Genomic DNA, 23,406 nt, shown 5'->3' with positions numbered 1-23,406 from the left:
ATCTCATGGCGTCGCGGCGCCTCGCAATGAACGGGGGTCCAATTGCGCAGGGTTCCTGCCTGTTTGGCGTGCAATTTCGCCGATCGTGGCCGTTGGGCAACATTTTCATGCATCGCAACATGGGCAGTCTGGAGCGACGAGCTCTCCGGCAGAATTGAGCAGATACGACGCGGGTTGATGGTCAGGCGCATCAGGCCTAGTTTGCGCTGGAAGGCTTGCCGCGTGCTGGCGCGGCCGCTGGTCGTAAGGGAATGTGATGTCCGCTTGGCTGAGAGCGATGGGATTGGCGGCGCTGTGCGCGGTGCTGGGCGTTGCCGCGACCTCGGCTGCCACCTCCTCGCGCATGGATATCCTGCCTGATGATGCCGCTGGTCCCGCCGAAAGCGTCGATGTCGGCGCGGTGCGCCCGATCGTCCAGCCGGCGCAGGCTGTGAACAAGCCTATCCCCCGCGGCAATCCGCTGTGGGCCGTGCCGCTGTCGGCGCTGCCCACGACCCAGGATCGCCCGATCTTCTCGTCCTCGCGCCGGCCACCGCCGCGCGCAGTCGCCGCGTCTCCGGTCGACGAGACGCCGGCTCCGCCGCCCAAGCCGGTCGATGCGCCGCCGCCGCTGTTGCTGGTGGGGGCCGTGGTGGGCGAGGGCGACGCGATTGCGATTCTCGTCAACCGCACCGACCAGAAGGTCGTGCGCCTGCGGCAGGGCGAGTCGCTCGGCGGCTGGTCGCTGACGGCGGTTCAGCCGCGCGAGGTGACGCTCAAGCAGGGCGACCGCAGCGAGGTCCTGGCGCTACAGCGGCCGGACGGAGCTACCACGGCTCCGCCCGCAGGCGCCACCATGCCTGCCGATGCCGGCGGCAAGCTGATGATGCCGACCACGGCCGATACGCCATTCGCGCCCTTCGTGCCGCGCTCCACGCCGAAGAACGGCGAGTCGGACGGACTCTGAGCACCGCAGCGCCGATCGATGTGTCATCAGGTTTTCAGTGTCCGGTCGAGAAATTGTGCGTTCTCGGTCGCTTTGGAGCGGTCGAGTTCAAGTGATTGATGCTTTGCGGAGGACGGGCGGTTCGGCTGCGGATCTCGCCCCGGGGGCAGCATTGCTGGCTCTGGTGCTGGCAAGTCTGTGCCTGCTGCGTTGGCTGCTGCTCCTTTGCAATGCCGGGTTCGACCTGACCGACGAGGGATTCTATCTGAACTGGCTCTCCGGGCCTGCGAACTATTCCTTCTCGGTCAGTCAATTCGGATTTGTCTATCATCCCCTGTACAAGCTGCTCGGCGGCGACGTCGTGCTCCTGAGGAGCGCCAATCTTCTCATTTCATTCGCCCTCGGCTGGGTGCTCTGCTTCGCGATCATGCAGCAGGTCTGCGATCCCTGGCGTTCGGCCTCCTGGGGCACACGCGTGGCCGTCATGGGGTGCGCGTTTGCAGTAGCCACGGCGTCGCTCTCGTTCTTTGCACTCTGGCAGCCGACGCCCAACTACAACTCGCTGGTGTTCCAAGCTCTGATGATCGTCGCGACGGGACTCATTCTCATGCGGCGGAGGAGCCTCTCGCTGCTTGCCTGGCTGCTGATCGGCATAGGAGGAGGCGCTGCCTTCCTGGGAAAGCCGACCAGCGCTGTTGCCGCCGCCGTGGTTGTGCTCCTGTATGCCACGATAGCCGGCCGGCTCGAGATCAAGGGACTATTGGTTGCGGCCGCCACGGCCGTGATGGTGCTGGTCGGCGCGGCGTTGCTGATCGACGCCTCGATCTGGGACTTCATCGAACGAAACCGCGCCGGTCTTGAAATGGGCAATCTGTTGTTGCCCTTCCGAGACGGCATCCTCACCAGCTTTCGCTGGGAGTTTCTGCACTTCAGTGACGAGTTGTCGGCCAGATTCGACTATCTCGCCGTCGCCTATTTGACGCTGACGACGGTGTGTTGTGCCGTAACCCCTCCCGCGCGCGTGTCGGCCGCGCTGATCGTATCGTTGAGTTCGGCTCTGTCAGTTCTCGTCCTGGTCGGATCCGTGTCCAATGAGATATCGAATGAACCGGCCGAGCCCTATCTCTTCCTCGCGGGCGCCATCGGCGTCGCTGCGGCGGCGGTGGCACTTGGCTCTCGAACCTGGCCGTCTCGAGACGCGCTTGCCATCATTTGCGCGTTCAGCCTGCTTCCGTTTGCGTTCGTGGCCGGAACGAACACCAATGGCTGGATGGCGGCCGGACGGGCCGGCTTCTTCTGGCTTCTGATCGGTCTCGTGGCCTCGAGCAGTCTGGCGGTCGCGCGGCGCACGTGGCATCCCCTGCTCGCCGTCGGCTCCTTGTCCCTGCTCGGCACCACCATCGTTCTCTATCTTGCAACGGAACATCCCTATCGGCAGTTGCAGCCGCTGCGATTGCAGCAGCATGCCGCCGAGGTCGGGACGATGCGATCGCAACTGCGGTTATCGGAACAAGGGGCTTCGCTGATTTCCGCTCTTCAGCGCCTGGCCGGTACCAGCGGTTTTGAAGCCGGTCAGCCGGTGCTTGATCTGACGGGCGTCAGTCCCGGGCTGCTCTATGCCCTGGGCGCACGCTCGCTCGGTGTTGCCTGGGTGTCCGGAGGCTATCCCGGAACCGTGGATTTCGTGACCGCGGGGCTTCGCTTGGAAAGCTGCGCGGCGATTGGCGTATCGTGGATCCTGTCGGCGCCGGAGCAGCCGGATTCGATCGCACCTGATTTTCTTCGCAAGTTCGGCATAGACGTCGGGACCGACTATCAGGAGGCCGGGAACATCGATTCCGTGTTGTCCTTTGCGCCGTTTTCGAAAATCAGATATCGCCTCCTCAAGCCCGCCAGAAGTCCGGCGGAGGCCAGCCTGGCTTGCGAGCGCGATCGAGGCAAATAAGCCTCGCCACGGCAGATCTGCGCAATTTAGCGCCGCAGATGGCGTCCGAGCACCTCGACGACGCGCTGCTGTTGGCTCTCGCCGAGACCAAGCCACATCGGCAGCCTGACAAGCCGCCCCGACAGCGACGTCGTCACCTGTAGCGGGCCATGCGCCCTGCCGACACGTATTCCCGCGGGCGCGGAGTGCAGCGGAACGTAGTGGAACACCGCGCCGATCTGCTGACGTCTGAATTCGTCGAGAAGGCTCGGGCGGTCGAACTCGGGCGCCAGTATGATGTAGTACATATGCGCGTTGTGCTCGCAGCCATCAGGCACGACGGGGCGCTGAATGAAGCCTGCCTGTTCGAGTTGGGCGAGCAGATCGTGATATCTGTCCCAGATGGCGAGGCGTCCTTGCGTGATCTCGCGGGCCTGCTCGAGTTGGGCCGTCAGGAAAGCGGCGGCGAGCTCTCCCAGCAGGAACGACGAGCCGACATCCTGCCAAGTGTATTTGTCGACCTCGCCGCGGAAGAAGCGGCTGCGGTCGGTACCCTTTTCGCGCAGGATTTCCGCGCGCTGGACCAGGTTGCGCGCGTTCACGAGCAGGCTGCCGCCTTCGCCTGAGGTGACGTTCTTGGTATCGTGGAAGCTGAAGGTGCCGAGATCTCCGATCGAGCCCAGGGCGCGGCCCTTGTAGGCAGCCATCACGCCCTGCGCGGCATCCTCGACGATGCTGAGATCATGGCGCCTGGCGATCGCAACGATCGCATCCATCTCGCAGGCGACGCCGGCATAGTGGACGGAGACGATCGCGCGCGTGCGCCCGGTGATCGCAGATTCGATGAGACGCTCGTCCAGATTCAGGGTATCCGCGCGGATATCGACGAACACCGGCACGGCGCCGCGCAGCACGAAGGCATTCGCCGTCGAGACGAATGTGAACGAGGGCATGATGACTTCATCGCCGGGCTCGATGTCCAAAAGCAGGGCGGCGAGTTCCAGCGCGGCCGTGCAGGAGGGCGTCAGCAGGGCCTTGGCGCAGCCGGTCTCGCGTTCGATCCACTGATGGCAGCGCTTGGTGAAAGGCCCGTCGCCCGAAAGCTGATGGTTGCGGACGGCCTCGTCGATATAGGCGTGCTCCTTGCCGGTCACGTGAGGCCGGTTGAAGGGAATATGGATCAATGCCGCCGCCTGATGTTGTCCGCGCGTGATTCATGCACGAGTGAGCTGCCTATTTGTTACCGTATCCCGAGCGCCCAGGCAGCCCCAGCGAAATGAGCCGCCAATCGCGCGTCGCCGGGGATGCGAAAGCTGGTGCGGACGACCCGTCATTGGTAATATACCACTTTGGTCGGGCCGTGGCTGTGTTCCTGGCCTGTCGTTTTGATGCAACTTGACGTGGCATCCGCGCCCGTGTCAAAGCCAGACATATTTGCAAGGGGGCGACGTGAAGCGTGTGAACAACTCAGCCATTGTCTGGCTGTTTGCGTTGGTGACGTCAGCGTTTCTGGTCTTTCACTTCGGCACATTCATTGACCGAGCGACCCCGGCGCTGGTCGATGATCATGATATCATCAGCCCGCTGAAAGCGTCAGCCACGGCGCCGCTGGCGGATGTCTGGGCCGATCTGAAGCAGACGGACGAGTATCAGGAGCTTGCAACCGTCGGCAAAGCGTCACGGTTCAGGCCGGCGCACTATCCGCTCAAGTCGCTGCAGATCTATCTTTTCGGTGACAATATCCGCCTCTGGTACATCGCGACGTTCCTGATGTATGTGGGGACTGCGACGGCTCTATTCGCGCTTGTTCTCCACAGTCTGGGCCTGACGAGTGCGCTCGCCTTCGGCGTGTTTTATTTCGCGCATCCGGCGTGGTCCGATATCTTTCCCCGGCTTGGACCGGTCGAGATCGACTGCATCCTGCTGGGAACGATTCTGATCTGGCTGCTATGGCGAGGAATCGTGGATGCGCGCCGCGTCAGCATGGCGCTCGCCTTCCCTGCGGCCTTGCTATTTGCTGCCGACAAGGAGCCCAACTCCGTATTCCTGATCGCGCTTGGCGGGCTCGTTTTGGTCTGCGGCCTGATCCTGCCGCATCGACGGATGATGGTGGGGGGCGCTATCGCGGCAGTCGCAGGCGCGCTGATTATGGCGATCTTCCTGTACCTGAACTCTGCCGTGGGCAGCGGAATTATCCCGTTCTCGGCCCCGTTCGACAGCTATTTCTTTCATTCGGTCCGCGATGAGGGCCACCGATGGATGCTGTTCGCGCGGGACGACCGCACCGGATGGGTTGTGCTCGCGCTGTTGGCTGCGCTCGCATATGCAGCCGTTGCGAAAGCGCGGCGGGAGACGCAGATCACTTGGAGCGAACTCCTGGCGCTGCTGCTTGCGGTCGTTGCAATCGAGGCGCTGAGATTCACAATCTTCTACGTCACCTATGCCGTCAGCAATGGGGGCGGCCTGGATCCGATCGGGATGCGATATGGTTCCCAGATGTTTGTCATGACCTCGATCGTCGCCGCGATCGTGTTCGGGCGGCTGGCCACCAACGCGACACCCAGATTTTCGATCGCCGTCAGTACCTTTGCTGTGGGGTGCGTGCTCGCGATGCTGGTGACGAATCGCGGCATTTTGACGCCGAAAACGCTTGCCAGCCTGGAGCAATGGCGCGCCTTCAATGCCGAAGCCGAGGCCGCGATCCAGGAGACCGCAGTTTGGCTGACGAAAGCGCGAGAGCAGGGCAGATCTCCGATCCTGCTCGTCACGGGCCCGTCGCTGGAATGGGAGCCAAAACTCTCCCTCATGCTCTTCTTTCGCCATCGGATGCCGGATACGCCGGTTTATTTTGATCCCAACGAGGAGTCGATCAATCGCGGCTTCTATGTTCCTTATTCCGCGCGTTATGGCGGCCAGCCGATGCCCGGCACGATGGTTCTCAAGCCCGAGAACTGCATCCAAGTCCATGTCGACGTCGAACGTTTCCGCGGTAACAGATGCACCACGTTGAGCATCGTCAAGCCGAATTGAAGTGAGCTGGAAGCTGTGATGTCTTTGTACCTTCTCCGCGCGAGTCCTTAGATCCCCTGTCCCAGAAAAGCATTCATGTCCAGTGATGCATTTACGTTGGCTGAGCGCCCGACGAGGATTGGCAAAGCTCGCGTGGCCTGGACCGTCGCCAGCCTGATCCCCGCGATATTCCTGCTTGTCCTTTTCGCCCTGAGTTTTTTTGCGGCTCCGGAGCACGACGATTTTTGCATTGCCACCGAATTCGCGCGCAGCGGCTTGGTGGCGACCGTAGTCAATCTCTACAACCAACTGTCTGGACGGGTCGTGCCATTCGTCCTGCTCCAGATACCCGCCGCGATCGCCTCCGCAACGGGCATAAGTGTGGTGTTGGCCTATTCCTTGACAATGGCCGCCGGCGCGATTGCGTTTCTTACCGGAACCAGTTTTGCTATCGCCCGAACGCGACCGCCCATCGCCGGGCCTCACCTGGTTTTCCTCGCGCTCGGATTCGCCGCCGCCGTCGTCGGCGCTACGCCCAGCATCCGCGATCTGCTCTATTGGTTGCCCGCCTTCGCCTGCTACGTGCCGCCAGCGCTCGCGTCCATTTTGATTCTCGGAGAATGCGTCCGTGCGCTGGATCGCGAAAGCGAGTTTTCCGCACGCGCGACATGGGCGATGGTGATCGTCGGCTTCCTGGGCGCGCTGTGCAACGAATTTACCGGTGTGTGGCTCGTCGTCATGATCGTGAGCTCGCTATCGGCACGCCATTTTTTTGGCCAGAAGCTGCAGATCGATCGTCACGCCTTGATTGCAATCGCGATCTTGATCGGTTGGCTTATTGTCGTAACGGCCAAGAGTAACAGCGTTCGTATGGCAGGTATCAGCGGCTCCGGAGATCTTGCGCGCTCCCTGCACGATGGTTTGCGCGTCTCCCTGGCCGGACTTCGTCGGTTCTTTCGTGACCCCGCGATCATTGGGTGGTTTGCGACCGTTGCGGCCCTGTCTCTGACGGATCAGATGCGGCCGGCCTCTGCCCGCGCAGCACTATTGGCGCTCGGCGTCACGGTGGTCTGCCTCGCGTGCTGCTATTTCGAATATTTCGTGCACGCCTTCTCAACGGGGGGGCCGCTGGTCGAAAGAGCGCAGAACCAAGCCCTCATTTTTATATTGTTCGGCCTCACTCTAAGCTTGTCCTTGGCTATTCGCGCGTGTCGCGCCAAGTTCCGGTGGCCCCGGGGGCTGCGGGAGACAGACGCGTCCCACTCGGCTGCTTTGCCAGTTGTGTTGGCCGTCGTGACGGCCGTGACGCTCTATTTGAGCCCGACAGCCTCCCTGCTCCGGCGTGAGGGAAGCGAACTCTATCCCTATTGGCGCGAAAGCGTCGCGCGGGACAGCCTGCTTTCGACGAGCCGTGAGGAGGTCGTGGTCGTGTCCCAACACAGATGGAAGCCTGAGATCCTGATGACCGCGGACGTCTCGATCGCGACCAGTTGCGTCGCCAGCTATTATGGAAAGACGAAGGTCGTCCCAGTCGATCCCGATCCGTAACGTCGCCAGCAGGCTGCCGATCGATCGACAGACGGTTGGGATCGTCTCGGTACGTTGGTTCGGATGGTGCAACACGCCCGTCGGGAGGGCACCGGGAACCCAAGTAGCTGTGAAAGGAATTGGTGTCATAATACCTCTGAAGCACGAGGATGGTTTGCGAGCCGGGCCGCATCGTATAGAAGCGCCTGCGCAGCCACTTGCGGTTGCCGTCGGAGACAATGGATGAAAGCGGTTATCCTTGCGGGGGGTCTGGGCACGCGCATAGCCGAGGAGACGACGACCCGTCCAAAGCCCATGGTCGAAATCGGCGGCAAGCCGATTCTGTGGCACATCATGAAGATCTACAGCCGCTACGGCTTCAATGATTTCGTGATCTGCTGCGGCTACAAGGGCTATTTGATCAAGGAGTATTTCGCCAATTACTTCCTGCACATGTCCGACGTCACGTTTCATCTCGCCGAAAACCGGATGGAGGTGCATCGTGAAACGGCCGAGCCGTGGCGTGTGACCCTGGTCGATACCGGTGAAGAGACGCAGACCGGCGGCCGGCTCAAGCGCGTGCTGCCTCATGTCGCCGATGAGCCTTTCTTTGCCCTGACCTACGGCGATGGCGTCGCCGATATCGACCTTGAGGCCGAGATCGCCTTCCACAAGAAACATGGCTGCAAGGCGACCGTTTCCGTGGTGCGGCCGGCGCGAAGGTTCGGCGCGGTGACCATCGAGAACGACCGTGTCGTCAATTTCGAGGAGAAGCCGCATGACGATGGCGGCTGGATCAACGGCGGATTCTTCCTGCTGTCGCCTTCGGTCGGCGATCTGATCGCGGGCGACGAGACCGTGTGGGAGCGCCAGCCGATGGAGCAGCTTGCCCGCACCGACCAGCTGCGCGCCTTCGTGCATCCCGGCTTCTGGCATCCGATGGATACCTTGCGCGATCGCAACTATCTCGAGGACGAGTGGGCCAACAACCGCGCGAAATGGAGGGTCTGGTGACGGATCCGGCGTTCTGGCGCGGCAAGAAGGTCTTTCTGACGGGGCATACGGGCTTCAAGGGCGCGTGGGCGTCGCTGCTGCTGCGACGGTTCGGCGCCGAAGTCTATGGTTACGCATTGCCTCCGACCCATCCATCGTCGCTGTTCGTGGCGGCGCGGGTCGCCGACGACATGAAGCAGTGTCTTGCCGACATCCGCGATCTCGGCAAGCTGAGTGCGGCCCTGTCGGAAGCTCAGCCCGATGTGATCATTCACATGGCAGCGCAGGCGCTGGTGCGGCCATCCTATGCCGAACCGGTCGAGACCTTCGCGACCAATGTGATGGGGACGGTGCACGTTCTGGAAGCCGCGCGACATCTGCCTTCCGTAAAGGCCGTGCTGATCGTCACCAGCGACAAGTGCTATGAGAACAATGGCCAGCAGGCGGCCTTCCGCGAGGGCGACCGGCTGGGCGGCAACGATCCCTACAGCAACAGCAAGGCCTGCGCTGAGCTCGTGACCCATTCCTATCGGCGAAGCTTCTTCGCCGATAGCGGCGCGGTCCGCATCGCGAGTGCGCGCGCAGGAAACGTGTTCGGTGGCGGCGACTGGGCTCGTGACCGCCTGGTGCCGGATGCGATGCAGGCATTCCTGGACCGTCAGCCGCTGCGCATTCGCAATCCCAATTCGGTGCGGCCATGGCAGCACGCGCTCGATCCCATACTCGGCTATCTGACGCTCGTCGAAAAGCTGGTCGCAGATGCGAGCCTTGCCGATGGCTGGAACTTCGGGCCGGACGCCGAGAGCGAGCAGCCGGTGCGGAATGTCGTGGAACATTTGCAGGCGATGTGGGGCGATGGTGCCGGCTGGACCAGCGATGACGGTCCGCATCCGCATGAGGCCGCGTTTCTCAGGCTCGACTGCGAACGCGCACGCTCGCAATTGAACTGGACGCCGCGTCTCGACTTGGTCCAGGGGCTCGGTCTGACCGTCGACTGGTACAAGGCGTGTCAGCGAGGCCAGGATTTGCGCCGGGTCTCGCTCGAACAGCTCGAACTCGTCCTGGACGGCGCCGTCACGAACGGCACGTCGCAGGCGCCATCGGAACCATCTCGCGGCAAGGTTGCCGCAGCCAACACGAAGTGACTGACATGAAATCGGCGCCAGCCTCCGCACGCGCGGGTCAACGAAGCCCCGAAGAGATCAGGGCATCGATCATGGAACTGGTGGAGGAATACTCCGCCGTCGCGCATGCGCCGAAGCCGTTCGTCGCCGGCCAATCGTCCGTGCCCGTATCGGGACGCGTCTTCGATGCGAGTGACGTCAAGTCGCTGGTCGATTCCGCACTGGATTTCTGGCTGACCACGGGGCGCTTCAACGAGGAGTTTCAGACGAAGCTCGCCAAGCGCGTAGGTGCGCGTTATGCGATGACCGTCAATTCCGGTTCCTCGGCCAATCTGGTCGCCTTTTCGGCGCTGACCTCACCCTTGCTCCGCGACCGCCAGGTCCCTCCCGGAAGCGAAGTGATCACGGCTGCGACCGGATTTCCGACGACCGTCAATCCCGCGATGACGCAGGGCATGGTGCCGGTGTTCGTCGATGTCGACATTCCCACCTACAACATCATCCCGGAGCGCGTGGAAGAGGCGATCACGCCGAATACGCGCGCGATCATGGTGGCGCATACGCTCGGCAACCCGTTCGACGTCGGCAAGATCGCCGATATCGCCAAGCGTCACAAACTGTGGCTGATCGAGGATTGCTGCGACGCGCTCGGTGCGACTTACGACGGCCGTCATGTCGGCACGTTCGGCGACATCGGCACGCTCAGCTTCTACCCGGCGCACCACATCACGATGGGCGAGGGCGGGGCGGTCTTCACCAGCCATCCGGCCTTGCGCCGCGCGATGGAGACCTTCCGAGACTGGGGACGCGATTGCTACTGCGATCCGGGCAAGGACAACACCTGCCAGCGCCGCTTCGACTGGCAGCTCGGCGAGCTGCCCCACGGCTACGATCACAAGTACATCTACAGCCATCTCGGCTTCAATCTGAAGATCACCGACATGCAGGCCGCGGTCGGCGTGTCCCAGCTCGACCATCTCGAAGGCTTCATCGCCGCCCGGCGGCGGAACTTCGATCTGTTGAAGAGTGGAATGAAGGGGCTCGAAGAGTTCTTCATCCTCCCCGAGCCGACGCCGAACAGCGATCCGTCCTGGTTCGGCTTCGTGCTGACGCTTCGCGACGGCGCGCCGTTCCAGCGCGACGCCATCGTGCGCCATCTGAACGAGTGCGGGATCGGCACGAGGCTGCTGTTCGGCGGCAATCTGGTGCGGCAGCCCTACATGATCGGACGGAATTTCCGCGTGCATGGCTCGCTCACGAACAGCGATACGATCATGAACCGGACCTTCTGGATCGGCGTCTATCCGGGGCTCGGCGACGAGCACATCGGCTACGTGCTCCAGGTGATCCGCGATTTCTGCGCTGCCCAGACCCGTAGCGCCTCGTGATGGGAATGACGCGATGAACGGAGCCCAGTACATTGCGGAGTTTCTCGCGCGGGTCGGAAGCGATCGGGTCTTTCTCCTGACGGGCGGCGCCTGCGCGTTCATGATCGATGCGGTCGCGCAGCACCCGAAGCTCAGCTACACCTGTTTCCAGCACGAGCAGGGCGCGGCAATGGCCGCGGACGCGCTGTGGCGCGTCAATCGCAAGGTCGGCGTGACGCTCGCGACCTCGGGCCCGGGGGCGACCAATCTCATCACCGGGATCGCCACCTCCCATTTCGATTCGATTCCGTCCCTGCACATCACCGGCCAGGTGAACCAGCGCGAGAGCAGCGCATTCCACGGGGCGAATGTGCGCCAGGCCGGATTCCAGGAAACCCGGATCGTGGACATGGTCCAGCCGGTCACCAAATACGCGGTGATGGTCAAGAGCGCGGCCGAGCTGCGCGAAGAGCTGGCCAAGGCCTATTCGATGGCGACCTCCGGCCGCATGGGGCCGGTGCTGATCGACGTTCCCATGGACATCCAGCAGACCGAGGTCGGAGACGACATCCTGCTTCCCTCAAAACTGCCCGCGACGACGGAAGCGCCTGAGCAGGTGCTGGCGGATCTGAAGCGGACGCTGGGCGAGGCGAAGCGCCCGGTCGTGCTCTGGGGCGCGGGCGTGGGGCTCGCCGGTGTCGAGCGGGACGTTGCGGACTGGCTTGAGCGTAGCCGCTTGCCGTTCGTCTCGAGCTGGGCCGGGCTCAGCTATTTCGACCACGATCACCCGGGCTTCGTCGGCCAGATCGGCGTCTACGGCAATCGTGGTTCGAACTTCGTATTGCAGAATGCGGATGCCGTGATCGTGCTCGGCAGCCGGCTCGACAACCGCCAGCGCTCCGGCAACACCAAGCAGTTCGCGGCCGGCGCGACCGTCCACGTCGTCGATGTCGACGAGGAGGAGCTCGCCAAATACCGCAACGACGGCTATCGCGTCAGCCATCTGGATTTCGCCGCGCTGCCGGAGGTGTTGCGTCAGCTCGATGTCGGCCCGCAGGGCCGGGAGTGGAGCGACTATGTCGCCGAGATGAAGCAGCGCTACTACCACAAGGAGGTCAGCACCTCCGCTGCGCGGTTGAACTCACTGTCGCCCTACGACGTGATCCGCCGGGTCAACGAGATCATCGCAGAGGATGCGATCGTCATCGGCGATACCGGTGCCGCGGTTTGCTGGCTCTACCAGGCGTTCAAGGTCAAGCGTCACACCCTGTTCAATCCGGGCGGCAACTCGCCGATGGGCTACGCGCTGCCGGCTGCGATCGGCGCAAAGATCGACCGGCCGGACCGGCAGGTCATTTCCTATAATGGCGATGGCGGATTCCATCTCAACATCCAGGAACTGCATACCGTCCGGCACAACAATCTCGATATCGCGATCATCGTGATGAACAACGGGTCGTACGGGATCATCAAGCAGTTCCAGGACAGCTACATGCAGAGCCGCTACAGCGCCTCGCGCGACGGCTTGAGTTTTCCTGATTTCGGCGCGCTCGCGGCGGCCTACGGCCTGCGCTACGCACGCATCGAACGTCTCGAGCAGATCGAGCCGGAATTGTTCGAGGGCGGCCCGATCGTGATCGACGTGATGCTGAGCGAGCACACGCTGATCGAACCCAAGCTCGAGATGGGGCGTCCCATCAACGATCAGTTTCCCTATCTCGGCGAAAGCGAATATGCGGAAGGCAACCGCTTCGTCGAATATCCGAGACCGGCGTCGCTGCGAACCGTTTAGGGCGGGTCATTCCAAAACACCGGCGGGATCGCGATGCGCATATTCGTGACGGGCGCGACGGGCTTTCTGGGATCGTACGTCGCAGAAGACCTGGTCGCGCAGGGACATGACGTCGCCGTGCTGCTGCGGCCGGGCACGAGGCCGTGGCGCCTCACCGCGATCCTGGATCGCCTCACCGTCATCGAGGGCACGCTGGATGATCCGTCCACGCTCGGGAACGGACTTCGCTCCTTCGCGCCTGATGCCGTCGTGCACATGGCCTGGCGCGGCGTGGGCAACAGCGAGCGAAACAGCAAGGACCAGGCGCGCAACATCGCCGACACCGTGGAGATGGCCGACCTCGCGGCGGATGCGGGCGCAACGATCTTCGTCGGCGCGGGATCGCAGGCCGAATACGGTCCCTATAATCGCGCCATTGCCGAGAGCAACGTGCCGCGACCGACCACGTTTTACGGGATCGCCAAGCTCGCGAGCGGGCTGATGGCCGAGCGCCACTGCGCCGAGCGCAAGCTGCGCTTTGCGTGGCTGCGCATATTTTCCGTCTACGGCCCGAAGGACAACGAGGCCTGGTTGATTCCGAGTCTGATCAGGACCCTGCGCGCCAATGGGCATATGGCTCTGACGGGCTGCGAACAGCGTTGGGGCTTCCTGCACGCCCGCGATGCGGCGGCCGCCGTTCGCCTGGTGCTCACGAGCCCGGTGGCGCAAGGCATCTACAATCTCGGCAGCCCCGATGCGCCGCAGCTTCGCGATACCGTGAGGCGGCTGCACGAGCTGATCGGCGCCGGCGAGCTCGGCCTTGGCGAAGTGCCGTATCGGCCGGACCAGGTCATGGTGCTTGCCGCGGACATGACGCGACTGGAAGCCCTGGGCTGGCGTCCTGTGGTCGGCCTCGATCAGGGACTGCGTGAAACGCTCGCCTGGCACGCGGCCGCTGAACGGGGCACGAGTTAAGTCCTACGGCTGCGGCCCGTCGAAATTGACGCGCTCGCGCTCGAACACGACGGGCTTCTCGCGGACCTGACCGTAGATCGCCAGAATGTATTCCCCGATCATGCCCATGAAGAAGAGCTGGACGCCGCCGAAGAAGAACATCGCGACGATCAGGGTCAGGATCCCAGGCTCGGCAAGGCGCTGATAGAGGATCAGGCCGAGCAGCAGGTTGGCGACGGCATAGCCGATGCTCAGGAGCGAGAGAACGAAGCCCGCATACAGGCCGAAGCGCAGCGGAGCCGAGGTGAAGGAGACCAGCCCGTTGAGGCCCTGATCGATCAGTGCCGCCGCGCGATTTTTCGACAGCCCCTTCTTGCGCGCGCGCCAGGTATAAGGCACGCCGACGGCGCGACCGCCGCATTCGAACGTCATCATCCGCATAAACGGATATCCGTCGCGCACCTGCCGCATCCGGTCGACCACCTTGCGGTCGACGAGCTGATAGTCGCCGACGCCGGGCGGCACCTTGATCTCGGAGAAGCGGGTGAGGAGTTGGTAGTAGGCGTTGCGGATGCCGCTCATCAGCCGGCCTTCCTCGCGCACGGCGCGGATGCCGTAGACGATCTCGTTGCCGGCTTCCCACAGCTTGACGAAGTCGGGCAACAATTCCGGCGGGTCCTGGAGGTCGGCCGGCAAGAACAGAAGCACGGCATCGCCGCTCGCGGCCATCACGCCGTTGAAGGTGTTGCGCAGGGGTCCGAAATTGCGCGCATTGACGATGATCCGCACCGACTTGTCCGAGGCGGCGATCTCCCGCAGGATTTCCAAGGTGCGGTCCTCGGACGCGTTGTCGCAGAAGATGTGCTCGCGCTGGTAGCCCTGGAGCTTTTCGTCGAAGACTTTGCGGACTGCTTCGTAGCAATCCCTGACGTTGAGCTCTTCGTTGAAGCAGGGGGTCACGACAGTGATGGTCTTCACGGCTGGCGTCTCACCAAATTGATATCGAATGGCGCATTGTGCGCCGGAAGGTCGGCCCGCGCTGCAGCGCGAGTGCGTCTCATCGGTTTCGCGCGAGCACCACCTCGGAGCCGTTCTCGGTGACCAGTGACCAGCCCGATCCCGGGGAGAGCAGGTCGTTCACATAGGCCTCGACCTCGGGAGTTGCATCATAGCGGAGGTCCCGGACGAATTGCTTGTCCTTAAACGAAGTATGCGGCCGCTTCCAGATATAGTTGCCGGTTGCACCGCGGGTCAGAACGATCAGATCAGGCGCTTCGCTACTGAGCTGCTTGTGCGTCTGCATGTTGGTGTAGACCACGTTGGTCATGACGGGCGGCAGATAGGTGTAGGCATCGGCCAGGATCTTGGTCTGGGGGGGATAACGAAGCGCAATGAAATTGCCGAGCTTGACGACATCCTCTTCCGGCTTCCCGGAGGCCGCCGCCATGACGCGCAGATCAAATCCGACCTGGGCAGAGACGCAGGCGAGGAGGAGAATTGCAAAGGCCGCGCTGGTCCATGCCGGCCGAACGAAGCTCTTGGTCAGGTTCTGCAATACGCTCAGCCAGGTTGCCGTGCTGAGCAGAAGGACGAACGGGACGACGTGATAGGTGATGCGGGCCTCGCGATCGTGAACGGAGATCGCCAGATGCGCGGAAGCGACCAGGATATAGAGCGCCAGCACGAAAGCGCAGCGCGTCTCCGCCGACAGGCAGGCGGCGCGCCAACCGATGCGGCGCAGACGGTCGAAGAGAAGCAGCCAGGCCAGGACCCAGCCGCTGAACAGGTAAATGACTCCGAGACCGAATTGCTGCTTGAGGGGAATGAGCCACAGCGTCGGATCGGCCGGCTCGATCAGGCCGTGGCCCGTGCTGGTATATTTCATCTGCCAGACAAAGGTTGCGACGAAGGTCGAGAAATCCCTGACCGCATACGGGTTGGTGATGGCGAAGACGGCCACGAAGACCGCGATCATCGCCAGGCCCTGCCGGAAGAGCTGCACCAGGATCCGAAGCGAGAACGGATGGCTTGCAAGAGTGGTCAGAGCGAGAGGAAGAAAGCTGAACGGCAGGACGGCCGCGCCGACATACTTCGTACTGAAGGCGAGCCCGGCCCAGAACGCGGACAGCAGCGCGAACCCGAAGGTGGGCCGGACCAGCGAGGTGCCGAGGCCAAGGATGACGAACAGGGTCTGCAGCGTGTCCGGGTGCATCGTGCGGGAAAAGGTCACGAAGTCAGGCATCGACGCGAGGCCCAGGCCCACGGCCAGCGCGACGACCCTCGGCAATCCGAGATGTTCGCTCAACCTCCACAAGGCGAGGCTGGCGAGAGCGCCTGCGATGATGGACATCAAGCGAAGCACGAAGCCGACGAGCGGGGTGTTGACGATCCACCCGAACTTTTCGAAGAACGAAATGCTGTAATAGCCGATGGTGTCGTAGAGATTACCGTAGCTGAAGAACATGTCGGGATCGAGCGTGCTCTGCTCGAGACTCACTTTCAACTTCGTCACATATCTTGCTTCGTCCAGTCCGAAGGCCTGCACCATGCCGATATTGTCGAGGCCATAGATCGAAGCGACAATGTTCGCCGCGACGACGATGGCAAGCAGGGCGAGGGCGTAACCTGTGACGATCCGGTTGATCGCGCTGAGCATAGATATCTTTCAATATATCGGGAGCGAATATCGGATCGGCTGACGGATCATCGGATCGCGAGCTTGCGCGACTGACGCGCCGCATAATCCTCGGGCGTCATGAGCCAGCCGACATATCCCACGCCGCGGTGCAGCGGGCGTCCTCGCCAGGAATAGTCGAGCTGGATGTTGCCGAGGGTGAAATGGCGCCAGGCACGGGAGACGTCGATGGCATCGGGGGCGACGCCGCAAGTCTCGGCCGGTTCACCGTCGTTGTGCTGGGCCTGTTGACACCAGGCTCCGTCGCCGGCCTTTCGAAATGTGATCGTGTATGTGTCGCCGCATTTGAAGTCAGGCGACGTGCTTGGACAATCGGGGACGAACAGGATGGGCAGACCGCGCAAGGCCCGTTCGCGCCATTCGTTGATGATGAATTTCCGATAGGGGCCCAGCAGGAGTGCCGTCGCCACGACCGCGACCAGAACGCCTGCGATCACCATGCGGACATGATTGGTGGTCCGCGTGGTTCCTGTTGGAAGCGGCTGGTCGAGAGTCCCCTGGCTTTGCAGCATTGCCCCGGCTTTCGAAGCGCTCTAAAAGGCCATCCGAGCGCGGAATTGCGATTTCGCCAAATTGGCGTTTTCCACCGAGGGAATCAACTACCGATTGGACGAATAGGACGGACCACGGCGTTCAGTCCATTCGACGGAATCGGCCTGGATATCTCACATCTTGTGCGTTGACGAGGAGGGGGCTTGACGAGCGCGCGAGACGATGTGCGAGCCGGGTCGGCGGAGCTTGGAGGCGGCGGCCGCTTTCGGCGGTTGATGCGGGGTTGGTCGGCTAATCTGGTTCAGACCATTCTTGCTCTCGTCCAGCAGCTTCTGCTGGTTCCGATCTTCCTGCATGTCTGGACCGGGGAGATGCTGGCGGCATGGCTGGTCATCTATGCGGCGGGCAGCCTCGCGGTCGTCGCAGACGCAGGACTGCAATTGCGCGCCATCAACCGCTTTCTTGCCTTCAAGGCCTGTCGCGATTGCGACGGACGGACCGCAAACTACTATGCCGCAATGCTGCGGATCTATGTTGCGGTCGATATCGGGCTCGGCGTGTTGGTGCTGGCCGGCGCTCTGCTTCTGCCGCCATCCCGAAGTCTCGGATTTCACGAGATGGCTTCGTTCGATTCGGCACTGCTCGTCATGACGGTCGGTGTGCTGCTCGTCCTGCCTGCCAATCTGGTCTCGGGACTCTATCGTGCACGGGGCCGATACAGCCGGAGTGTCTGGTTGCAAAACGGCGCGCTTCTGTTCGGACAGATCGCGCAGTTGATCGCTCTCGCCGCCAACGGCGGTCTGGTCGCCGTGGCACTGGCTTTCGTCTCGCCCCAGATCCTGTTGATGATCTATCTGGTCGCGTATGATGCGCCGCACCTGTTTCCGTTCCTGCGCGCGGGCCGCGGCAGCCGGAGCTGGCGTTGGGGGCTCGGCCAGTTTCGCCTTGCGTTTCCCTTTGCCGTCGCGAACCTGTCGGAAGTGGCGCTCGTGAATGCGCCGGTGCTGATGGTTTCCGCCTTCGTCGTGGATCGCGTCGCGGTGGCTCAGTGGGGCCTGACGCGCGTGATCGCGAGCTTTCTCCGTGGTCTCTGCGCGCAGGTGACGTTGCCCATCGCGGCCGAGCTCGGCCACGACTACGCCATCGGCGACAAGGAGCGGCTGCGTCAGCTCTATGCCCGTGGTTCGACATTGGTCACGGTCATCGCCAGCGTGATTGTCGCCGGTCTGCTGCCGTTCTGGCCCGATTTCTTCACCCTGTGGACGCATGGCAGCATCCCCTATGATGCGCCGCTGGCGCACACGTTGCTGCTCGGATCGGCCGCCGTGGCGCCCTCCCTGCTCGCGCTTGCCTTCGCCAATCACAGCAACCGGGGCGGTCTCCTGGTCCGGGCCAAGGGACTGCAGCTGGTCGTATTCCTGGCGCTCTCAATCATCTTGATCCGCTTGCTCGGACCGCTCGGCGCGGCAATTGCCGTCGTTGCGAGCGATCTTTGCGTTCAGTTCGGTCTGCTCGGTTTCGTCATCATGGGAGCGACGTTGCAGCACCCGATCCGCCACACTCTGTTCCTGGCGGCGGTCATGGCGGTCACCGTGCTGTCGGGCTGGGCCATTGGCATCGCGGTCGCTTCGCTGGTGCCGGGGGCCGGGTTTGCGCACTTCATTGCCGAGTGTGCAATCTGGTCAGCGCTGGTCGGCCTCGTCGCAAGCCCGCTCCTGAGCAAGCGGCTTCGCGATGGTCTGATAGCCCGCATTCCGGCGTAGCGCGGCGGGCCACCGTACGGTGGCTCAGTGTCGTGCCAGCGCCAGGCGATGCTTCAGCCGCTCCATCAGCCGTGCGAACTGCTCGCGCCCCACCGCGGTCGCTTCGACGAACTGCTGTAGCCTTCGCTGACCCGCGATACGAAGCCTGTCCCTGATACCATCGGTCCGGAGCTCGAGGATCGCGTCGGCCAGCGATCGCGGATCGTCGTAGTCGAACAGAATGGCGGCATCACCCGCCTGCGCCTTGAACGCCTCGGGGTAGATCACCGGTGTTCCGACCGCCCAGGCTTCGAGCGGCGGCAGATTGGTCGGCCCGAAATAGGTCGGCATCACCAGCGCCGATGCACCGCGATAGAGTGCGCCGAGCTCGGACGAATCGACGAAGCCGATGATGGAGACCTGCTCGGTGAGACCATAATGGGTGATGGCCCTGTCGATGTTCTCACGGCCGCCCCGATCGGATCCGCACAGCACGAGCCGTTCGACGATGCCCTGCTCGCGCAGCAGGGCGAGCGCTTCCAGCAGGGTGATGTGATTCTTGTGCGGCCAGAACTGCGCCGGATAGAACAGATAGCCCGGCTCGAGGCGGTGCTTGCCGAGGATCACCGCATCGGCCGCATCGTCAGCGGCGGATTGATCAATGTAGGTCGAGGGCGAGAACGGGATGCAGACCGCGCGTTCCCGCTCCATGCCGTAGCGCCGGCACAGATCCTCGGTCAACTCCTCCGCGTTGACGATCACCAGAGCCGCCTTCACGCTCGCGAGGCCGAACAGAATCTCGCGGCGCTCGAACTCGCCGAATGCGCGAACCTCGGGAAATTCCGGCGCATCGCGATGACAGCCGTCGAAGATCGTGATGATGAATGGAAGTTGATAGAGCAACAGATGCCGTTTCGATGTCGAGGTGAAATGCACGATATCGATGCCGTCGCGGACGAGGGCGCGTTCGAATGGCGATTTCAGCCGCCAGGCGATCTGGGCGAGATCGAACGGCCGGCAATATTTGAGGAACAGGAATATGTAGTCCAGCACGCTGAACTTCAGCAGCCGGGCCTCGATCCCGAACTGCTTCAGGATTTCCAGCGACTTTTCATAGGGTGAGTACACCAGCACTTCGTTGTTGGACTTCGCGGCCCAGTCGCGCAACCAAAGTACGTCGTTTAGCGGCTGCTGGAATCCGCCGCCGACCTCGACGGCCTGTTCCAGCATCACCGCCAGGCGCAACGGTCTCACGACGCGGCGCTCTTTCTCGCGACCGAATAGGCGGCCCACGCCTTCGAGCCCGGCGCGTCACTGGACAGCCACGCATAGTCGCCGAGAGGTTCAAAGCCGCAGGCCTTGAGCGAGGCGTTGATCTCGAACGGGAACCAGTATCGCATCCGATGCGTCTCATCGACGCGACGGATGGTTGCGCGATCCGTGTCCTCGCAGAACAACGTGTAGTTCACGAGAACGGTCGCATTCACTTCGTCATGATCCGATTGAGCGATCCGGGTGAGACGCAGCGGCTTGCGTTCGATGATCTTGACGCGTGTCTCGACGCCCTGTGCGAGCACTGCGCCGCCGTACCAATAGTCGAAGAAGAACACGCCGCCCGGCTTCAACGCCGCATGAGCGGTCCTGAACAGCTGCTCGAGCCTTGCGCGGTCGTTCTGGTAGCTCGCCACGTGGAACAGCGACACCACGGCGTCGAAGCCATGCTCCGGACCGGTCTCGCAGGCGTTGCCCTGACGGAAAGGAATGCCAAGCCCCGCCTGCTCGGCTCGGGACTTGGCACGTGCGATCATCTCGTGGCTGAGATCGATGCCCGCGACGCTCCAGCCGCGCCGGGCGAATTCGATCGCATGCAGCCCGGTGCCGCAGCCAAGGTCGAGCACCTTGCCCGGTGCGACGCCGTGCTCGCGCAGGCGCGTCTCCACGAAATCCACCTCCGAGGCGTAGCTCTTGTCTTCATACAAGAGATCGTACCAAGGCGCGTATTCCGCGAACACCGTCACGCCAGAATCTCCTTGAGAGCCTGCGCCGAGCGCGCGATCTCCGCTTCGGTCAATGCAAGTCCACTCGGCAGGTAGAAGCCGCGGCGAGCGATGCGCTCGCCGTGCGGGTGGGACTCATCCAGCATGTATCCCATCCGCCGCAGTACGGGCTGTTCGTGCATGCACCAGAAGAACGGCCTGGTGCCGATGCCCTTCTTCGCCAGGCGCTGCATCGCCTCCTTGGCGTCGAACGGAACGTCGTCGTCGAGCACGATGCCGTAGACCCAGTAGATGTTATCGGCGTAGTTGGTGCGGGGGACGGGGCGGCGGATGCCGGCGACGCCTTCGAGATGTTCGTCGTAGAGCCGGCCGATCCGGTGCTTGATCCCGACGGTGCGGGGCAGGCGTTCGATCTGCGCGACGCCGAGTGCGGCCTGCAGATTGGTCATGCGCGCGTTCCAGCCGAGCTCCTCGTGGATGAAACGCTGCTGCGGAAGGAAACAGAGATTGCGCAGGCTCGCAAGACGTTCCGCCAGCGCGTCATCGTCCGTTAGGATCATGCCGCCTTCGCCGGTCGTGACGTGCTTGTTCGGATAGAAGCTGAATGTCGAGACGTCGCCGAAGCTGCCGCACGGCGCGCCCCGGTAAGTCTGGCCGTGCATCTCGGCCGCATCCTCGATCACCTTCAGGTCGTGCTTGCGGGCAAGATCGAGGATCGGTGCGAGATCGACCGGCAGGCCGTAGATGTGGACGAGCATGATCGCGCGCGTTCGCGGCGTGAGCGCGGCTTCCACGCCTTCGATCGTCATGTTCCAGGTCGCAGGATCGCAGTCGACGCCTACCGGAACCAGGCCCGCGCGGACCACGGCCGCGGCGCAGCTGATGATGGTGAAGGTCGGGATGATGACCTCGCTGCCCGGCTCTAGGCCCAGCGCGTGCACGGCGATGTCGAGCGCCACCGAGCCGTTGGTCACGGCGACGCCGTGGCGCCGTCCCGCGGTCTCGGCCATCCCCTGTTCGAAGCGCTTGATGAAAGGGCCTTCAGACGAGATCCATCCGGTCCGGACGCATTCCGCCAGATAGGCGGCTTCGTTGCCGTCGAGCAGCGGGGTGTTGACCGGAATGAAATCCTGGCTCACGAGACCGGACCCTTGATCTGAATTTCCGATGCCGCCACTTCGTCGAAGCGGGTCTTGTCGTTTTCCCCGGCATAGGGACCTTGCTTGATCTCGAACATCTCGAGCGGCTCCAGCACGTGGAAGCCGTGGGCGCCGCTGCAGAGCAGGATGATGTCGCCCGGGCCGAGCACGCGGCTCTCCAGATAGCTTTCCGCCTCGGTGTAGAAGTCGACCTGAAGCTTGCCCTTCTGGATCAGCAGGACTTCCTGGGTGAAATGCACCTCGCGCGTCACCTTGTTGTGGCGATGCGGCGCGATGCTCTTGCCCTCGGGGTGGCTCATGAAAGCAAGCTGCTGCGACAGCTCCGGCGGCGAAAAGAACGTGATGCCAGGCTGACGGAAAGAAGCCCGCACGATGATCGCGTACAACTGACCATCGAATCGGCAGTGTTCGATGCTGTCCACCCGAGTTTATCCTAAAATGTGAGAAATTGCAGCATGTTAGCGGCAGTCCGGGGTGACTCTGGCCATTTTCGGTGGTGCCGTCAAGGCCGCCGCCAAACTGCCAAAAGCTACCGCTTGAGGCGCTCGACGTGGTCGAGGATCTCCCGGACGCGCAGGTTGAAGTTGTGTCGCGAAAGTGTCGTCTGCTGCCCCGTTGCGGCGATCGCAAGGCGGGCGCCGTCATCGCCCAGATATCGCTCGATCGATGCGGCGCAGTCCTCGGGCGTTCGCCAGACCTCGACGTCCCGGGGCGCCTCGAAGAGCGCATCCAGGTTCCGCTTGTAGTCCGTCAGCAGGAAGGTCCCGATGCCCGTCGCCTCGAACAGGCGCATGTTGCCGGCCTCTTCGCCCGCAATGTCGATGTGCGAGTTCAGCGTGATGCGGGACCGTCTCAGCACCTGATACATCTCGGTGCCCCAGACCTCGCCCTGGAAGCAGCGCCAGAGCGGGGACGATGCGGGAAGGGAACTCGGGATGTTTCCCCAGAGCTTCAGGTCGAAGCGCTCGGCGATGAACTCCAATAGCGCAATGCGCTCGCGATGGTCTTCCGAGACCGAGCCGACGAAGGAGACGTCGACGTCCTGCACAGCTCCTGGAGGCAGTCTGTCGAGGATCACCGGCTCGAACGCGAGGTGACTGACTTCCGCCGCCACGCCCGCGGCGCGGAAGGCCTGGACGACCCGCGGCAATTGGGACAGCATGAGGTCGTACACACGCCAATTCTCTCCGCGCGACGGCTCGATGCCGACCTGTCCGAGGATCGTCGACACGCCCATCCCCCTGAAGCGCTCGATCAATTTGGTCGTGACGTAAAAGACGTCCTGATTGAGGATGAGATCCGGCCTGAATTCCTCGATTTGTGCGACGAGAATCTGCTGGAGCTGTTCGCTGAGACGCGGGCTGAGGCCGACGGTTCTCGCAAGCGGCCTGAGCATCGGCTTGAGCGGCGCGACGGCGCGTTGCAGCCATCCCGGCAAGCGGTCCTTCCTGCTGCCGGCAACCTCCTGCGACATGTCGAACGCCATGCCGTGTTCGCGGGACCAGGCCGATTGAAGCCATACGTTGTTGACGTGAATCTCCGCGGCTTCGTGTCCCTGTGCCCTGAAGTTGCTGGAATAGAAATTGGCGACGCCAAACAGGCTCGCGTTGCGCGCCGCCATCTGGTCCGCGTAGGAGGCCGTGGTCAGATCAGGGTTGCCGGCATAGAGCCATTTCAGAAAGCGGGGATAGTCTCCGTTCAGGATGAGCACGCGCATGAAGCCTGG

The 23,406-nt window shown here is 62.9% G+C and carries 19 protein-coding genes; 10 read left to right on the top strand and 9 right to left on the bottom strand.

Going from position 1 to position 23,406, the window contains the following annotated elements; genetic code table 11:
• Positions 1-256 precede the first annotated feature (256 nt).
• Together IVB29_RS22740 and IVB29_RS22735 are read left to right on the top strand one after the other, a co-directional pair.
• On the top strand, positions 257-946 hold the full coding sequence (locus tag IVB29_RS22740) for a hypothetical protein (RefSeq protein ID WP_247505634.1): 690 nt from the start codon (positions 257-259) through the stop codon (positions 944-946).
• Positions 947-1,037: 91 nt separating this feature from the next.
• Positions 1,038-2,870 carry a hypothetical protein gene (locus IVB29_RS22735; RefSeq protein WP_247505633.1) on the top strand — a complete coding sequence of 611 codons (1,833 nt, stop codon included), beginning with the start codon at positions 1,038-1,040 and terminating at the stop codon, positions 2,868-2,870.
• 26 nt (positions 2,871-2,896) lie between these two features.
• Here IVB29_RS22735 and rffA read toward each other — a convergent pair whose 3' ends face one another.
• Positions 2,897-4,033: a dTDP-4-amino-4,6-dideoxygalactose transaminase gene (gene rffA / locus IVB29_RS22730; RefSeq protein WP_247505632.1), complete on the bottom strand. Its 1,137-nt coding sequence runs from the start codon at positions 4,031-4,033 to the stop codon at positions 2,897-2,899.
• A gap of 265 nt (positions 4,034-4,298) precedes the next feature.
• Between rffA and IVB29_RS22725 the strand changes: the two genes are divergently transcribed.
• The 7 genes from IVB29_RS22725 (at position 4,299) to IVB29_RS22695 (ending at position 13,615) form a co-directional block, all read left to right on the top strand.
• A complete protein-coding gene (locus tag IVB29_RS22725; protein WP_247505631.1) occupies positions 4,299-5,879 on the top strand; it encodes a hypothetical protein in 1,581 nt (526 codons plus the stop codon).
• 75 nt (positions 5,880-5,954) lie between these two features.
• Positions 5,955-7,406: a DUF6056 family protein gene (locus tag IVB29_RS22720; protein WP_247505630.1), complete on the top strand. Its 1,452-nt coding sequence runs from the start codon at positions 5,955-5,957 to the stop codon at positions 7,404-7,406.
• A gap of 222 nt (positions 7,407-7,628) precedes the next feature.
• A complete protein-coding gene (gene rfbF / locus IVB29_RS22715; protein WP_247505629.1) occupies positions 7,629-8,399 on the top strand; it encodes a glucose-1-phosphate cytidylyltransferase in 771 nt (256 codons plus the stop codon).
• Positions 8,396-9,523 (top strand): CDP-glucose 4,6-dehydratase, encoded by a 1,128-nt coding sequence (rfbG, locus tag IVB29_RS22710; protein WP_247505628.1) that lies wholly within the window; start codon positions 8,396-8,398, stop codon positions 9,521-9,523. Before rfbF ends, rfbG begins: the two co-directional genes overlap by 4 nt.
• Before the next feature lie 5 nt (positions 9,524-9,528).
• Entirely contained in the window at positions 9,529-10,890 is a 1,362-nt protein-coding gene (gene rfbH, locus IVB29_RS22705; RefSeq protein ID WP_256466901.1) for a lipopolysaccharide biosynthesis protein RfbH, read from the top strand.
• Between the two features lie 13 nt (positions 10,891-10,903).
• The gene (locus tag IVB29_RS22700; RefSeq protein ID WP_247505626.1) at positions 10,904-12,661 is read left to right on the top strand and encodes a thiamine pyrophosphate-binding protein; all 1,758 of its coding nucleotides are present in this window, start codon (positions 10,904-10,906) and stop codon (positions 12,659-12,661) included.
• Between the two features lie 33 nt (positions 12,662-12,694).
• Positions 12,695-13,615: an NAD(P)-dependent oxidoreductase gene (locus tag IVB29_RS22695; protein ID WP_247505625.1), complete on the top strand. Its 921-nt coding sequence runs from the start codon at positions 12,695-12,697 to the stop codon at positions 13,613-13,615.
• 3 nt (positions 13,616-13,618) lie between these two features.
• Here IVB29_RS22695 and IVB29_RS22690 read toward each other — a convergent pair whose 3' ends face one another.
• From IVB29_RS22690 to IVB29_RS22680, 3 genes are all read right to left on the bottom strand, one after another.
• On the bottom strand, positions 13,619-14,572 hold the full coding sequence (locus tag IVB29_RS22690; RefSeq protein WP_247505624.1) for a glycosyltransferase family 2 protein: 954 nt from the start codon (positions 14,570-14,572) through the stop codon (positions 13,619-13,621).
• A gap of 79 nt (positions 14,573-14,651) precedes the next feature.
• Positions 14,652-16,250, bottom strand: a complete 1,599-nt coding sequence (locus IVB29_RS22685) for a glycosyltransferase family 39 protein (protein WP_247505623.1) — start codon at positions 16,248-16,250, stop codon at positions 14,652-14,654.
• A gap of 47 nt (positions 16,251-16,297) precedes the next feature.
• Positions 16,298-16,801 (bottom strand): hypothetical protein, encoded by a 504-nt coding sequence (locus IVB29_RS22680; protein WP_247505622.1) that lies wholly within the window; start codon positions 16,799-16,801, stop codon positions 16,298-16,300.
• Between the two features lie 183 nt (positions 16,802-16,984).
• Between IVB29_RS22680 and IVB29_RS22675 the strand changes: the two genes are divergently transcribed.
• The gene (locus IVB29_RS22675; RefSeq protein ID WP_247505621.1) at positions 16,985-18,544 is read left to right on the top strand and encodes a hypothetical protein; all 1,560 of its coding nucleotides are present in this window, start codon (positions 16,985-16,987) and stop codon (positions 18,542-18,544) included.
• 24 nt (positions 18,545-18,568) lie between these two features.
• Here IVB29_RS22675 and IVB29_RS22670 read toward each other — a convergent pair whose 3' ends face one another.
• The 5 genes from IVB29_RS22670 to IVB29_RS22650 all read right to left on the bottom strand — a co-directional run bounded on the left by IVB29_RS22670 (position 18,569) and on the right by IVB29_RS22650 (position 23,397).
• Positions 18,569-19,777 carry a glycosyltransferase gene (locus IVB29_RS22670; protein ID WP_247505620.1) on the bottom strand — a complete coding sequence of 403 codons (1,209 nt, stop codon included), beginning with the start codon at positions 19,775-19,777 and terminating at the stop codon, positions 18,569-18,571.
• Positions 19,774-20,541 (bottom strand): class I SAM-dependent methyltransferase, encoded by a 768-nt coding sequence (locus IVB29_RS22665; protein ID WP_247505619.1) that lies wholly within the window; start codon positions 20,539-20,541, stop codon positions 19,774-19,776. The genes IVB29_RS22670 and IVB29_RS22665 overlap by 4 nt, the downstream gene beginning before the upstream one ends.
• Entirely contained in the window at positions 20,538-21,659 is a 1,122-nt protein-coding gene (locus tag IVB29_RS22660; RefSeq protein ID WP_247505618.1) for a DegT/DnrJ/EryC1/StrS family aminotransferase, read from the bottom strand. Before IVB29_RS22660 ends, IVB29_RS22665 begins: the two co-directional genes overlap by 4 nt.
• A complete protein-coding gene (locus tag IVB29_RS22655) occupies positions 21,656-22,102 on the bottom strand; it encodes a hypothetical protein (RefSeq protein ID WP_247505617.1) in 447 nt (148 codons plus the stop codon). The genes IVB29_RS22660 and IVB29_RS22655 overlap by 4 nt, the downstream gene beginning before the upstream one ends.
• 107 nt (positions 22,103-22,209) lie before the next feature.
• Positions 22,210-23,397, bottom strand: coding sequence for a glycosyltransferase (locus tag IVB29_RS22650; RefSeq protein WP_247505616.1), 1,188 nt, complete (start codon positions 23,395-23,397; stop codon positions 22,210-22,212).
• Between the last annotated feature and the right edge of the window lie 9 nt (positions 23,398-23,406).

The organism is Bradyrhizobium sp. 1 (assembly GCF_023073315.1).
Classification (GTDB): Bacteria; Pseudomonadota; Alphaproteobacteria; order Rhizobiales; family Xanthobacteraceae; genus Bradyrhizobium.
Note: the sequence above shows the minus strand (reverse complement) of the source record. Positions and strands in the feature narration are given on the sequence as shown.

What these genes read in the sequence shown, in the direction of transcription:
- IVB29_RS22740 (WP_247505634.1), top strand. Translation starts at nt 257, where the DNA reads ATGTCCGCTTGGCTGAGAGCGATGGGATTGGCGGCGCTGTGCGCGGTG.
- IVB29_RS22720 (WP_247505630.1), top strand. Translation starts at nt 5,955, where the DNA reads ATGTCCAGTGATGCATTTACGTTGGCTGAGCGCCCGACGAGGATTGGC.
- rfbF (WP_247505629.1), top strand. Translation starts at nt 7,629, where the DNA reads ATGAAAGCGGTTATCCTTGCGGGGGGTCTGGGCACGCGCATAGCCGAG.
- rfbH (WP_256466901.1), top strand. Translation starts at nt 9,529, where the DNA reads ATGAAATCGGCGCCAGCCTCCGCACGCGCGGGTCAACGAAGCCCCGAA.
- IVB29_RS22700 (WP_247505626.1), top strand. Translation starts at nt 10,904, where the DNA reads ATGAACGGAGCCCAGTACATTGCGGAGTTTCTCGCGCGGGTCGGAAGC.
- IVB29_RS22695 (WP_247505625.1), top strand. Translation starts at nt 12,695, where the DNA reads ATGCGCATATTCGTGACGGGCGCGACGGGCTTTCTGGGATCGTACGTC.
- IVB29_RS22685 (WP_247505623.1), bottom strand. Translation starts at nt 16,250, where the DNA reads ATGCTCAGCGCGATCAACCGGATCGTCACAGGTTACGCCCTCGCCCTG.
- IVB29_RS22680 (WP_247505622.1), bottom strand. Translation starts at nt 16,801, where the DNA reads ATGCTGCAAAGCCAGGGGACTCTCGACCAGCCGCTTCCAACAGGAACC.
- IVB29_RS22650 (WP_247505616.1), bottom strand. Translation starts at nt 23,397, where the DNA reads ATGCGCGTGCTCATCCTGAACGGAGACTATCCCCGCTTTCTGAAATGG.